This window comes from Nitrospirillum bahiense (assembly GCF_007828025.1).
Classification (GTDB): Bacteria; Pseudomonadota; Alphaproteobacteria; order Azospirillales; family Azospirillaceae; genus Nitrospirillum; species Nitrospirillum amazonense.
Window position 1 is genome coordinate 461,703 of the sequence record NZ_VITO01000002.1, and the last position, 13,091, is coordinate 474,793.

The 13,091-nt window shown below is 66.8% G+C and carries 12 protein-coding genes and 1 tRNA gene; 6 read left to right on the plus strand and 7 right to left on the minus strand.

All coding sequences use genetic code 11. The features are described 5' to 3' along the window. Nucleotides 1-43: 43 nt before the first annotated feature. A complete protein-coding gene (locus FBZ88_RS04700) occupies nt 44-2,272 on the minus strand; it encodes a methyl-accepting chemotaxis protein (protein ID WP_145615636.1) in 2,229 nt (742 codons plus the stop codon). Between the two features lie 271 nt (nt 2,273-2,543). On the opposite strand from FBZ88_RS04700, the gene gatB reads away from it, so the two are divergent. Together gatB and FBZ88_RS04710 are read left to right on the plus strand one after the other, a co-directional pair. After that, on the plus strand, nt 2,544-3,998 hold the full coding sequence (gatB, locus tag FBZ88_RS04705; protein ID WP_145615760.1) for an Asp-tRNA(Asn)/Glu-tRNA(Gln) amidotransferase subunit GatB: 1,455 nt from the start codon (nt 2,544-2,546) through the stop codon (nt 3,996-3,998). Nucleotides 3,999-4,207: 209 nt separating this feature from the next. Further along, a tRNA-Ser gene (locus tag FBZ88_RS04710) sits at nt 4,208-4,299 on the plus strand. 101 nt (nt 4,300-4,400) lie between these two features. Here the strand turns inward: FBZ88_RS04710 and FBZ88_RS04715 are convergent. After that, a complete protein-coding gene (locus tag FBZ88_RS04715) occupies nt 4,401-4,766 on the minus strand; it encodes a DUF4180 domain-containing protein (protein WP_145615637.1) in 366 nt (121 codons plus the stop codon). A gap of 216 nt (nt 4,767-4,982) precedes the next feature. Here FBZ88_RS04715 and FBZ88_RS04720 point away from each other — a divergent pair, with 216 nt between their 5' ends. Then, the gene (locus FBZ88_RS04720; protein WP_145615638.1) at nt 4,983-5,294 is read left to right on the plus strand and encodes an alkylphosphonate utilization protein; all 312 of its coding nucleotides are present in this window, start codon (nt 4,983-4,985) and stop codon (nt 5,292-5,294) included. A gap of 9 nt (nt 5,295-5,303) precedes the next feature. On the opposite strand, the gene FBZ88_RS04725 is transcribed toward FBZ88_RS04720, so the two are convergent. Then, a complete protein-coding gene (locus FBZ88_RS04725; RefSeq protein ID WP_145615639.1) occupies nt 5,304-6,854 on the minus strand; it encodes a S41 family peptidase in 1,551 nt (516 codons plus the stop codon). 97 nt (nt 6,855-6,951) lie between these two features. On the opposite strand from FBZ88_RS04725, the gene FBZ88_RS04730 reads away from it, so the two are divergent. After that, entirely contained in the window at nt 6,952-7,452 is a 501-nt protein-coding gene (locus FBZ88_RS04730; RefSeq protein WP_186291098.1) for a MarR family winged helix-turn-helix transcriptional regulator, read from the plus strand. A 134-nt stretch (nt 7,453-7,586) separates the two neighbouring features. On the opposite strand, the gene FBZ88_RS30115 is transcribed toward FBZ88_RS04730, so the two are convergent. From FBZ88_RS30115 to FBZ88_RS04745, 3 genes are all read right to left on the minus strand, one after another. After that, on the minus strand, nt 7,587-8,180 hold the full coding sequence (locus tag FBZ88_RS30115; protein ID WP_186464201.1) for a helix-turn-helix domain-containing protein: 594 nt from the start codon (nt 8,178-8,180) through the stop codon (nt 7,587-7,589). A gap of 356 nt (nt 8,181-8,536) precedes the next feature. Beyond that, nucleotides 8,537-8,794 (minus strand): hypothetical protein, encoded by a 258-nt coding sequence (locus FBZ88_RS04740; protein ID WP_145609467.1) that lies wholly within the window; start codon nt 8,792-8,794, stop codon nt 8,537-8,539. A gap of 135 nt (nt 8,795-8,929) precedes the next feature. After that, entirely contained in the window at nt 8,930-10,888 is a 1,959-nt protein-coding gene (locus tag FBZ88_RS04745; protein ID WP_246138494.1) for a lytic transglycosylase domain-containing protein, read from the minus strand. A 117-nt stretch (nt 10,889-11,005) separates the two neighbouring features. Here FBZ88_RS04745 and dapA point away from each other — a divergent pair, with 117 nt between their 5' ends. Both dapA and smpB read left to right on the plus strand, forming a co-directional pair. Further along, entirely contained in the window at nt 11,006-11,899 is an 894-nt protein-coding gene (dapA, locus tag FBZ88_RS04750; RefSeq protein ID WP_145615640.1) for a 4-hydroxy-tetrahydrodipicolinate synthase, read from the plus strand. A gap of 22 nt (nt 11,900-11,921) precedes the next feature. Continuing rightward, nucleotides 11,922-12,392: an SsrA-binding protein SmpB gene (smpB, locus tag FBZ88_RS04755; protein ID WP_004272619.1), complete on the plus strand. Its 471-nt coding sequence runs from the start codon at nt 11,922-11,924 to the stop codon at nt 12,390-12,392. Nucleotides 12,393-12,438: 46 nt separating this feature from the next. On the opposite strand, the gene FBZ88_RS04760 is transcribed toward smpB, so the two are convergent. After that, nucleotides 12,439-13,083, minus strand: coding sequence for a uracil-DNA glycosylase (locus FBZ88_RS04760; protein WP_145615641.1), 645 nt, complete (start codon nt 13,081-13,083; stop codon nt 12,439-12,441). Nucleotides 13,084-13,091: the final 8 nt, after the last annotated feature.

The following is a 13,091-nucleotide window of genomic DNA, read 5'->3' on the forward strand; positions in this document are numbered from 1 at the left end:
CAATCTTTCACAGAGTATTACACGGCCTGAAAAAAACGCCTGATCAGGCTGCGGTCCGGTGTCGGGCCACCAGCGCATCCACCGCCTGGGCAGCCTCGTCCGTCAGGCGGAACTGGACGCGCGTGGTGTCGCCCTCCTGGGCGGTGACGCGTCCCCGGAAACGGCGGCCATCCACGTCGATCTCGACCTCTTGGCCGGCGCCACCGATGGCGGGGCCGGTCACGGCGCAGCCACCCCGGCCGATATTGACCAGGCGATGCGTCGCGGGACCGGAAAGGGCGGCCCCCGGCGCCCCCACGCGGGCCGGCAGGTCGATGTCGTGGCGGTCGAACTGGCGGCGATCCTCGGCCGTCTGCATGGCGACCAGGAAATGTTCCACGTCGGTGCGCAGCTGTTCCGACTGCCGCGACAACTCGTTGGCCGCGACCAGCAATTGCCCCGAGGCTTCCTTGGTGAATTCCGCGCTGTCCCGCACCAGGGTCAGGGACTCGGTCACCTCCTGCGTACGGGCGGCGGCCTCCGCGACGTTGCGGCTGATTTCGCTGGTGGCGGCGCTCTGCTGGCTGACGGCGGCGGCGATGGCGCCGGAATTGCCATCGACGACGCCGATGGTGGTGGCGATGCGGTTGATGATGCCGATGGCGTTGTCGGCCGCGGCCTTCACACCGCCGACCCGCGCCTGGATGTCTTCCGTCGCCTGTGCCGTTTGGTTGGCCAGGCTCTTGACCTCGGTCGCCACCACGGCGAACCCCTTGCCGGCCTCGCCGGCGCGTGCCGCCTCGATGGTGGCGTTCAGCGCCAGCAGGTTGGTTTGCGCGGCGATGGTCTGGATGAAGCGCACCACCTCGTTCACGCTCTCGGCCACGGTGGCCAGCTCATCCACCACGTTGCGGGCGTGCTCCGCCTCCTGCACCGCCGTCTTGGTGGTGGCGGCCGTCTGCTCCGCCTGCGCGCCGATCTCGTTGCTGCTGGCGGCCAGTTGCTCCGTCGCCGCCGCCACCGTCTGGGTGTTGGCCGTGGCGCGGGCGGCGCTGTCGTCGGCGGCCTGGGTGCGGGCGGCGGTGTTGTCGGCCTGGCTGGCCAGCGAGCCGGCGGTGGCCTCCAGTTCCGTGGCGGCGGCGGCCATGCCACGCAACTCGGCGCTGATGGCCAGCTGGAAATCCTTGGTCAGGGTTTCCAGCGCCTGCTGGCGGCGCAGCCGCTTTTCCTGTTCCAGGGTCTGCGCCGCTTCCAGCGCGTGGGTGCGCTGGGCGTTTTCCTTGAAGACGACCAGGGCACGGGCCATGGCGCCGACCTCGTCCCCGTTGTCGGCGTGGGCGATGCTGGTGTCCAGGCGGCCTTGCGCGAGACCCGACATGGCGCCGGTGAGGTCACTCAGCGGCATGATGACGAAGCGGCGCACCACCAGGTAAACGGCGCCGCCGGCGACGGCGAACAGCGCCAGCGAGATCAGCAACACGCGCAGCTGCGTCGCCTTGAAGCCGCTGATCCGCGCGTTCAGCAAGCGCTCGAGGTCGGCCGACGCGGCCGTGTAGAGGGCATCCTGCGTCTTCAGCGCCGACAGCGTTTCCGCGTCGGCGACGCTGCCCTTCTCGGCGCCGGCGGTCAGCGTGGCGGCGGCTTTCTGCAGGGCGGCGACCGGGGCCTCCAGGGCCTTCTTCACGCTGCCATCGGCATTGCCGCCGTAAGCGGAGGTTGCGGAGGAATCGACGCCGGACAGCAGGGACTTGACCCCGCCCAGGGCGACGAACAGGTCCACCTTGTTGTCTCCCGCCTGATGCGTCACCGCCCGCAGACCCGTGGTCTGGTCCTGCAGGTCGGGCAGTTTGACCAGGACGATGTCCATGACATAGAAGCTGTCCAGGTCCGGATCCAGGATCAGGTTGGACTTGTCACCGATCTGGGCGATCAGTGCGCGCAAGGCCGCACGGGTGGCGGGGCTGCTGCCCCCGTCCTTCTTACCCAGGGCCGCCACCAGCTCATCCGCCTTGGCGGCGCTCTCCATGTCCTGGCCCCAGGCGGCCTGCAACTGGCGCACCGTGGTGGCGCTGCCGGCCGCATCCACCGCGGCCCCGCCCGTTTCCGCGGCGGCCAGCCGGGTTTGGATGGTCTGCAAGCCCCTGAGGTAGGCGGTGCCGGCCAGTTCCTTGGCCGCGAAGTCGATGGATATCTGCTGCTGTGCGATCAAGGCGTACAGCAGGTAGCCCACGGGAACCAGGAAAAGCAGGACGGCCAGACCCAGCTTGTGGGCGATCTTGAGGGACTGGAGCATCGTGACGATCCTGTTACGGAAAGAGTTAAGCCGTAGGTAATGGGCAACCGGTTGATGATGTCTTAATTTCCGCGCCGAATTTCCATACTTATTCACCATTGAAAATAAAATAACGACTCTCTCGCCGCAACTTTTAGTGGGTGATTCGGGGCGACCATGGGGACGGCCCTGGTGGGCGCCGGGCTGCACCGTCGCCCAAGCCGGTTGCGTTTTTACGCGATTCCGGCCATGAAAACCCCTCACTCCATGATTGGACTTGATGGCGAAGACGATGGCTTATCGGATTGCAGGCGAGACGGGCGAATGGGAAGTGGTGATCGGGCTGGAGGTCCATGCCCAGGTCGTCTCCAATGCCAAGTTGTTCAGCGGGGCGGCGACCGCCTTCGGTGCCGCGCCCAATAGCCAAGTCAGCTTCGTGGACGCGGGCTTCCCCGGCATGCTGCCGGTGATCAACGAGGTCTGCGTGGAGCAGGCGGTGCGCACGGGCCTGGGCCTGAAGGCGCAGATCAACCTGCGCTCGGTCTTCGACCGCAAGAACTACTTCTATGCCGACCTGCCCTCCGGCTACCAGATCAGCCAGTTCCAGCAGCCCATCGTCGGCCATGGCACCATCGTGCTGGACCTGGCGGACGGCTCCACCCGCGAGGTGGGCATCACCCGCCTGCATTTGGAGATGGACGCGGGCAAGAGCCTGCACGACCAGAATCCGACCAAGACCTACATCGACCTGAACCGGTCGGGTGTGGCCTTGATGGAAATCGTGTCGGAACCCGACATGCGGACGCCGGAGGAGGCCGCCGCCTACCTGCGCAAGCTGCGCACCATCCTGCGCTATCTCGGCACCTGCGACGGCAACATGGAGGAAGGCTCCATGCGCTGCGACATCAACGTGTCGGTGCGCAAGCCGGGTGAGAAGTATGGCACCCGGACGGAGACGAAGAACGTCAACTCCATCCGCTATGTCCAGCAGGCCATCGAGTACGAGGCCCAGCGCCAGGTGGCGCTGATCGAGGATGGCGGCGTGGTGGTGCAGGAAACCCGCTTGTGGGATCCGAACAAGGGCGAGACGCGGTCCATGCGCTCCAAGGAGGAGGCGCACGACTACCGCTACTTCCCCGATCCGGACCTGCTGCCGCTGGAACTGGACGCCGCCTGGGTCGAGGAGATCAAGCGCACCCTGCCGGAACTGCCGGACGAGAAGAAGGCCCGTTTCATGGCCGACTATAAGCTGCCGGTCTATGATGCCGGCGTGCTGGTGGCCGAACGCTCGCGCGCCGACTTCTATGAAGAGGTGGCCCGGGGCCGCGATCCCAAGATGGCGGCCAACTTCGTCATCGGCGACCTGCTGGGCGCCCTGAACAAGACGGGTGCCGACATCGACAGCTCGCCCATCAGCGCCGCGGCGCTGGGCGGCCTGATCGACCTGATCGCCGACAACACCATCTCCGGCCGCATCGCCAAGGAGGTGTTCGCCGACATGCTGGAGACGGGCAAGCCCGCCGCCCAGATCGTGGAGGAGAAGGGCCTGCGGCAGGTGACGGACACGGGCGCCATCGACCAGGCCATCGCGGCCGTGATGGCGGCCAACGCCGACAAGGTGGCGGAGTTCCGCAGCGGCAAGGACAAGCTGTTCGGCTTCTTCGTCGGGCAGGTCATGAAGGCCACCCAGGGCAAGGCGAATCCCGCCCTGGTGAACGAGATCCTGACCGCCAAGCTGAAGGGCTGAAGCGCAGGCTTAAGGTTAGGACCGGGCCCTTGCGCCTTGGTCCGGCAGGAAAAATGGCGTGCCGTACCGGGGTTTTCCCGGGGATGGCGTGGGCAGGGGGGCCGGTCGGTCCCCCTTTTCATTTTCCGGCGATTTTCCCTCACCGTTATCGTTGACAAGGGGGCCGCCGCCCGAGTACATACGCGAACCGCCGACGACAGTCGGTGGACGGAGGGGTGGCCGAGTGGCTGAAGGCAACGGTTTGCTAAACCGTCGTACCGGGAAACTGGTACCGTGGGTTCGAATCCCATCCCCTCCGCCATCACTTAGCGCAAGCCACGTCATGGGCTAAGTGAACGGACAAGCCGCCCTTCGGGGCGGCTTTGTCGTTTCTGGTTTCGGCCGCATAACGATGCCGGCCATTCAAGGCGCCAGCCGCCGTTCCAGGGTCGCCAGATCGTCCACGAACCACACGACTTGGCCCCGGTTGGCTTCGTAGATGAAATCTCGCAACGCCCCGCTGCCGGCCGTCCAGGCGCTGACGTCGCCCACGATGACGGGGCGCAGCTGGTAGTTGGCGAACTTCTGGATGACGGCTCCCGCCTGGCCCGTGGCCAGCGTCAGGAAGCCGGCGCCCAAGCGGCTAAGGGGGATGGCCACCACCCGGGCCCCATGTTCCCACGCCAGGCCGATCAGGGGCACCGCGTCCTGGTCGCTGGTCAGCAGCGGCCCCTCCGCCGCGCAGATCAGCACACGCGTGCCCTGGAGGTCCTGGGGAAGGTCGGTCATGAGGGGGCTCCCGAATGAAGCAACGCCGTTGTGCGGCCAGTGTAGCACTGGCGGGGCTTTCGGGAGTGACGGCCGCCGGTCCGTCCGCTACCTTCCCGGCGGCGTGCCGGCGCCCTGATCCACCGGCCAAGCGATAGGCCCACCCACGCTACCGCGCCCGCGCCGTCTCGGCGTTCCCGGGCGACGGTGGCTCATACCCAGAGATTGAGGTTCCCAATGAACAGTTCGGCCGATGAAGAGTTCGTTTACGACGAAGCCAGCGGCGAATGGATCCTGGCCAGCCAAGCGGCGGCCAACGCGGCGGCGGCCAGTACAGTCGAGGTGCGGGATTCCGTGGGCAACCTGCTGGCCGACGGCGACAGCGTCACCTTGATCAAGGACCTGAAGGTGAAAGGCGCCAACCAGGTGCTGAAGCGCGGCACGGTCATACGGTCCATCCGCCTGACCGGCGACGCGCAGGAGATCGACTGCCGCCACGAGACCATCAAGGGCCTGGTGCTGCGGGCGGAGTTCGTGAAGAAGGGTTGAGCCGGACTTTCAGTGTCGGGCTGGGCCCGTGGCGGCGATCTCTGCCGCGCGCTGAAGCATGGCGTCGTCGGGCGTTTCGATCAACGGCGCCGGGATGGCGATGTCCGGCGTCACCCCCCGGGGCCGCGTGTCGCCGTTGGGCCGCACGATGTGCGCCTTGGGAAAGCCCACGGTGATGCCGGTGGCGGGCAGGGTGAACCGTTCCATGGCGCCATAGGCGGTCGCCATGTCGGTGGTCGCCTCCCCCAGGACCTTGCCGAACCCATAGTCCTGGATGGTGGCGGCGACGGCCACCCCATTGGAATAGGTGTGCCGGTCGATCAGGGCGTATACCGTACCCTGAAACCGTCCGCCCGGATTGGGCTGTGTTTCCGGAAGGGTGAAGTCCACGACGACGCCAGGATGGGCCGTGGCGTACAAATCCGCGAAGCGGCGGGAGATGGGGCCAGCGGCGACCGCGTCGTGCAGGATGCGGTCCTGGTTCGCCGTGACGGCGTCGGCGCTGACCCGAATCTTGAACGATGAAAAGAAGCGATAGGGCCGGTCGGCGATCCAGGAGACCATGACGTCGCTGAACAGGCTGTCGCCGCCGGGATTGCCGCGAAGGTCGATGATCAGACGGTGCACGTCCTTGGCCGCGAACATGCCGAAGGCGTTGTTGATGAACGTCCGGAACGCGGTCACATCCCACTCGTCCGCGCCGGTCCTGGCGGCCTCATTATAAAACGGGCCGGGGCGCAGATAGCCGACGCCATTGGCCAGGATCCGGGCGTCCCGCAGGGGATGCTCCAGGTCCAGGCGGGGCGGTTGCCGGCTGGCAACCGCCGCGATTTCCGATGCCGTTCGCGCGGCGACGTCAGTGTCGAACGCGTCGCCGTCGGCCGTCTTCACGCGGACCTTGAAACCGGACCGGGCGCCGACCTCCACCCAGAGGTACATGGGGAAATCATATTCCAGGATGCTGTCCGCCAGCGCCGTCGTCTCGGCCGAGACATGAGCGCGCGTGCGCTCCAGCCAGCGTGCCGCCGGCACCCCGTCGATGGCCAGGATCTCGCTGCCCCGGGGCAGATGTGGAACGTCGCTGAGATTGGCGGCGATATGGAGGCGGCCATCGCGGATGCGGACCATGAAGGGGAACGCGCGCCCCTCCGCCTTCCGGTAGGCCGCCCAGGCGCCGTAGACGCCCTCGACCCGCGCATGCCCCTGGTGGGCCATCGCCACGAGGCGTTGGAAGCGCGCCTCGGCCTCGGTGCGCGTCATGGGCCCCGTGATCCCCGCCCGCAGCGTCTGGTAGAGGCTGTCCATCTCCGCCTCCGGGGTGAAGGCGTAGAGGTCGAAGGCGTCGGCCTTCAACCGCTGATACAGCATGTCCAGGTCCGCCAGCACCTGGTCGGGGGAATAACTGGCCTGGACGGCGGGCTGCGCGGTCGCCGGGGGAGGGACGAGCGCCAGGACGCCCGAGGTCAGGACGCCCAAGGCCAAGGCGCCCAAGGTCGAGCCACAAAGAAGCGCCAAGGCCCGAACACGGCGCCCCATCGGCATGCCGGAAGCGTGTCGCATGATCCCCCCTTCGCTGTTTTCGCATCCAGGTGATATCCAATCCCGGATGGCGCTGATATTAGTTAGGCGCCTATGTAAATGCAAGAATGAGGAACCGATGGCGACGGATCACACCCGCAAGCGCGGCCCCCTGGCCATCGGCGGCCGTCTGCGCCGCCTGGTCGAACGCATGGACCAGGACGCCGGCCGGGTTTACGCCGACCTGGGGGTCGTGTTCGAACAGCGGTGGTGGGGGGTGATGGAACATCTGGCCGAGCAGGGGCCGGCGTCGGTAGCGGAACTGGCGCGGGCCCTGGGCATCACCCAGCCATCCGTCAGCCAGACGCGCCGCTCCCTGGAGGCGGCGGGCCTCATCCAGGCGCAAGCGGACCCTCGGGACGCGCGTAGCCGGCGGCTTGACCTGTCCGACCAGGGGCGGGCGCTGTACCGCCAACTGGCGCCCGTCTGGGCGGCGATGGACGTGGTCGCGGTGGAACTCAACGCCGAGGTGGCGGACGTGATGTCGATGCTCGACCGCCTGGACGCCGCCCTGGCGCGCACCTCGCTTTACGAGCGGATACGCCGGGCGATGGATGGGCCGCAAGGGGGGAAAGGTTAGGCCGCTTGGATCACGCGATAGTGAAGTCGATCATGTCCAATTGCCTGATTTGAGACGAAACGGGCGCGGCAGTTGCCCGCCGCGCCCGTCTTCGACCTGAAGCCATCCCCATGAAGGGATCGTGTCCTGGCGCCTTACGGCGGCGTGGGGGCTGACTTGCCGCGCTTGGGCGGCTTGGCGGCCTTATACATGTCAGCCGGGTCCCAGACGGCGCCGCGGCGCCGGCGGGCGGGCTTGGCATCGCCGCCGGCGTCTTCTACGCCGTCACCGGAGGCGGCGGTGGAGGTGGCGGCCGGGGCGGTTTCGGTACCGTCATCATCATGCGACACGGCGCGCAGCAGACCGGCGACGCAGTCGGCGATGTCCGCCGGCGCATTGCGCCAGGCGCGCAGCAGATCCAGGTCGCGGCGCGACAGCAGCGGCGAGCCCTCATCGGGCGCGCTGAAGCTGGTGGGGGCGGGGCGGTCGGCGCCACTCTCCAGGTCGTCGAAGAAGAAGGTCAGCGGCACGTCGAGGATTTCGGCCAGGCGATACAGCTTGCCCACCGAGACGCGGTTGGAACCCCGCTCGTATTTCTGCACCTGCTGGAAGGTGATGCCTAAGGCGCGGGCCAGATCCGACTGGCTCATCCCCAGAAGACCGCGGCGCAAACGGATGCGGCTGGCGACGTGGTTCTCAATCTTGCCTTCAAGTTCGGCAACAACCGTGTTCTTAGTCCTACGGGGCATGGGCACTACTCCAAGTCGATGACGCGCCATCTGAGTTCATCGGATGGGACGACAGCATAACCTACTAAGGTAGGAAGCCTGAATTGGGGCGAGAGTATGAAGGCGCCTTGGCGCTGACAACTGGCATTGTCTCCCCACACTCTACCTTTCCCCGCTGTTTCCTTCTTTAGAGCTGTTTAGCTGAGAGAATACAATAGTATTCATCTTTTTAGTCCCCGTAACAATCTCGGACACCGGAGAGAGGCAGGGATGACAGGGGTATCACGGCCGAAAAGTTCAGGCGCGGACGGGTATGCGCGCCGACTCGCGCCACTCTTCCGTGGGTGCCGGGGCCCGGCACCTCCTGATCGCGTAGCTTAGGGCAGATTGGCGGGTTCCATCCCCGTCGGCGTCCCTGCCGGCGGGGGGATTACAGCGTCTGGTCCGTAAACGGCGAGCTGGGCCTTCAGCACGTCGAGCAATTCATTGAGGCTGTCGCGGGCGTAATCATCGCGCTGACGCGCCAGTTCAGTCCGGGTCAGCTGGATGAAGGCGTCGACCAGGCGATGATGAATGACGGCTGCCCGCAACAGGGCGGCGGGAAGCGGCTGCGGAGCCAGGGGAACAGAGGCCATAGCACGTACCTACCGGGAACTGTTTACCCGGGTAGGATATGGCGTTCGTCGTTAATCGCAAGTTAACATTGGGTCTGAGGGTTTCCCCCCTAACCTTTTGCGCGAATTAACCAAAATACTGTTGCCGATTGGACATCAACCGGCCGTGCCCCGCTTCAGATCGGTGGTCATGGGCATTTGGCGCCCCCCCATGCGGATGCGGTAGACGTGCAGGTTCTCCAGCACGCGCTGGACATAGTTGCGCGTCTCGTAGAAGGGCAGGGTCTCGATCCAGTCCACCGGATCCACCGCCTCGATGCGCGGATCGCCATAGTCGCGCAGCCAGTTGGCCACCCGGCCAGGGCCGGCGTTGTACGCGGCGATGGCCAGGATGTAGGAGCCGCCGAAGCGGTCCAGCAGATCCTGCACGAACACGCTGCCCACGCGGATGTTGAAGTCGGGGTCGTGGGTCAGCTTGGCCACCGTGTATTTCATGCCCTCGCGCCTGGCCAGCTGCTGCGCCGTCGGCGGCATCAGCTGCATCAGGCCCAGGGCGCCGGCGCCGCTGGCCGCATCGACCTTGAAGCTGCTTTCCTGGCGGATGAGGGCGTGGATCAGTGCCGGTTCCGGCTGGGCCGGCAGGTGGCTGGAGACGATGGGATAGCCCGCGTCGGCCAGCACGATGCCCTTGTTCAACGACAGCCGGCTGATGCTCACGCCCAGGTCGCGGCGGTGCATTTCCAGCGCCGCCTTGGCCACCAGCACGAAGTCGTCCGGCGTCCTGGCGTCCTGCGACAGCTTGCGCAGGAACAGGTCCACACGGTCGTCGTCCTCGGTCAGAACCTTGTCCAGCAGACGGGCGGCGCGCGCCAGCTCGTTCTTTTCGAACTTGGCGCGGGCGTCGGCGGAGGGCGTGGGGGCGATGGGGATGGCTTCCGTCTGGCCCAGCTTCTCCTGCGCCATCATGCCGTAGAAGGTGCTGCCATAGCGGGCCCCCAGTTCATACCACTGGCGGGCGCGCTCCGGGTTGCCCAGCTTCTCGCAGGCACGGCCGGCCCAATAGGCGCCGCGCGACTGCCCGACGGGGGAGGAGACCCCCTCATACAGGCGGGTGAAGTGGTCCAGCGCCTGTTCCGGCTTGTTCAGGAACTGCAGCGACAGCCAGCCGGCCAGGAACTCCGCCTGGATGAAGCCCAGGCCGTCGGTCACGCCATGGTTGGCCGCCAGGCGATAGGCGCGCTGCATCTGGCCCTGGTCCATCAGATGGCGCGCCAGGATGTGGCGTTCCGTCCACCAAGCCTCGGGATGGCCCAATTCGCCATTGGCATTCTTGGGGCCCGCGTCCTTGGGCAGATTCTCCAGGATCTCCAGCGCGCCGGCGTCCATCTCCTTGCGTCGGCGCCAGCGCAGCCGTTCGTAGGTGATGCCGGGTTCGCTCATCAACGGCGCGGGCACCTGCTGCAGCAGGCGCTCCACGCCCGGGTCCATGTCGGCCATGGCCAGGCGGGCCAGCGCCACGGCCTGGTGGCCGGGGTCGACGATGGGCAGCATGCGCCGCGCGTCCTCCTCGTCGTTCTCCCACAGCAGGCGGTCCAGGCGGGCCCAATGGTCGGCGGGGCGCAGGATGGCCACGTACTTGGTGCGGAACGTCCGCTCGTCCACCACGCCGAAGTTGCCCTTGATGTAGCGGTCGCGGATCAGGCCGATGGCCTTCTCGCTGTCGCCCAGGTTCAGCAGGCTGTCGGCGTAGCGCATGAAGCCGGTGGTGGTCAGGGGCGGGTGCTTGTCGAACCAGTCGCGCGTCGGCGTGTCGCCGAAATTGGGCATGCGGATTTCGGCGTTGCGCCGCAGGGCCGCCAAGCCGGGCCAATCCGGATTCTTGTCGATGAAGTCCGTCAGCTCCTGGAAGCTGGCATCGGTGTCGGCGCGGCCGAGATCCATCCAGGTCAGGACCTTGTCGACCAGCGGGTCATGCCCGCGCTCGGCCAGCTTGTGGGCGTCGGCCCACTTGCCCCTGTCGGCCGCCTTGAAGGCGGCGCGGTAGGTGCTGATATCGCTGGAGGACTGGGCCATGGCCGCCATCGGCGCGCACAGCAGGGAAAGCGGCAGGATCAAGGCGGCCAGCCCCCGCCGGAACGGGGGCCAGGGGGCCTTCTCTCGTCGCTTGTCACCCAGGTGCCGGGCCGCTAAGGTTCGCGCCTTTCGGGTCGAATGCCCACGGAGATTGCAGAGATGACCACCGCCACGCCCGCCCTCGCCGGTTCCCTCGTCGCCCTGATCACGCCGTTCGCCGACGGCAAAGTGGACGAGCGCGCCTTCCAGGCCTTGGTGGACTGGCAGGTGAAAGAGGGCACGCACGGCCTGGTCCCCTGCGGCACCACCGGCGAGTCGCCGACGCTGAGCCATGAGGAGCACCGCCGCCTGGTCGAGCTGTGTGTCGAGGTTGCCGACCGCCGTGTTCCCGTGGTCGCCGGCACCGGCAGCAACTCCACGGCCGAGGCCATCAGCCTGACCAAGCACGCCAAGGCCGTGGGCGCCGACGCCGCCCTGGTGGTGACGCCCTACTACAACAAGCCGACGCAAGAAGGTCTCTACCAGCATTTCAAAGCCATCCATGATGCGGCCGACCTGCCCATCATCATTTATAACATTCCCGGCCGCAGCGTGATCGACATGTCGATCGCCACCATGGCCCGCCTCGCGGCGTTGCCTAACATCGTTGGCGTGAAGGACGCCACCGCTGATTTGGTGCGGCCGTTGCGCACACGGCTCGAAGTCGGCGCCGACTTCATCCAGCTGTCGGGTGAGGACGCCACCGCCACGGCCTTCCTGGCGCAGGGCGGGGTGGGGTGCATTTCCGTCACGGCCAACGTGGCGCCGCGTCTGTGCGCCGAGATGCAGAACGCCTGGGTGCGCGGCGACCTGGCGGAGATGGCCCGCATCCGCGACCTGCTGATGCCGCTGCACCACGCCATGTTCGTGGAGACCAGCCCGGCGCCGGTGAAGTACGCCGCCAGCCTGCTGGGCCTGTGCCGCCCGGAACTGCGCCTGCCGCTAGTGGAAACCACGCCGGCGACTCAGGAGCTGGTGCGCGCGGCCCTGGTCCACGCTGGCCTGCTGAGCTGAGGGAAAGGGCCGGATAGCCGCCATGGCACGTGCCGACGAACATAAATACGCCGCGCAAAATCGGCGCGCCCGCTTCGATTTTTTCATTACCGAAACGATCGAGGCGGGCATCATGCTGACCGGGACGGAGGTGAAGTCGCTTCGCGCCGGCCGGGTCAGCATCGCCGAGTCCTATGCCGGTGAGCGGGATGGGGAGTTGTACCTGATCAACGCCCATTTCCCGGAGTACCAGCTGGCCGGCCGCTTCTTCCAGCATGAGCCCAAACGGGCGCGCAAGCTGCTGGTCCGCCGCCGCGAGATGGACAAGCTGTTCGCCTCCATCCGCCGCGACGGCGTCACCCTGATTCCGCTGTCGATCTATTTCAATGACCGCGGCTACGCCAAGGTCGAGATCGGCGTGGCCAAGGGCAAGAAGAAGGGCGACAAGCGCGAGGCGGAAAAGGAACGCGACTGGCAGCGCGACAAGGCGCGCCTGATGCGGGCCAAGGGCTAATACGGAACATAAAAAAAGGCCGGGGTCTTTACTCCGGCCTTTCGCATTAGGTGCCCAGGTACTGGCGCACGGCCTTGAACACATCCTCGAACATGGTGTCGGTCAGGCGGCCGGTGTTGGTGTTGTAGCGGGAGCAGTGATAGCTGTCGAACAGTGTCACCCCGCCGCCCAGGTTGTGCCGGGCGCCGTGGCCGAAGGGGTGGGCCGCCTGCCGCAGGCCGAACGTGCGGATGACGCTGGTGTGGGAGACGGAGCCCAGGGCCACTACGGCCTTGAGCCTGGTCATCGCTTCCAGTTCCGCCACCAGGAAGGGGCGGCAGGTGTGCGATTCTTCCGGCGTAGGCTTGTTCTCGGGCGGCACGCAGCGGACGGCGTTGGTGATGCGCGCGTCGACCAGGGTCAGGCCGTCATCCGGCCGCTCCAGATACTGGCCCGTGGCGAAACCGAACTTCAGCAGGGTGGCGTACAGCAGGTCGCCGGCGTAGTCGCCGGTGAAGGGACGGCCGGTGAAATTGGCGCCGCGCAGGCCGGGCGCCAGGCCCACCACCAGCAGGCGGGCGTCCAGGCCGCCGAAGGACGGCACCGGCCCGTTGAATTTGTCAGGGAAGGCCGCGCGGTTGCGCAGGCGATAATCCACCAACCGGGGACATAAGGGGCAGTCATGCCCCGGCGGCGTCAGGTTCTGTGTCATGGGATAAG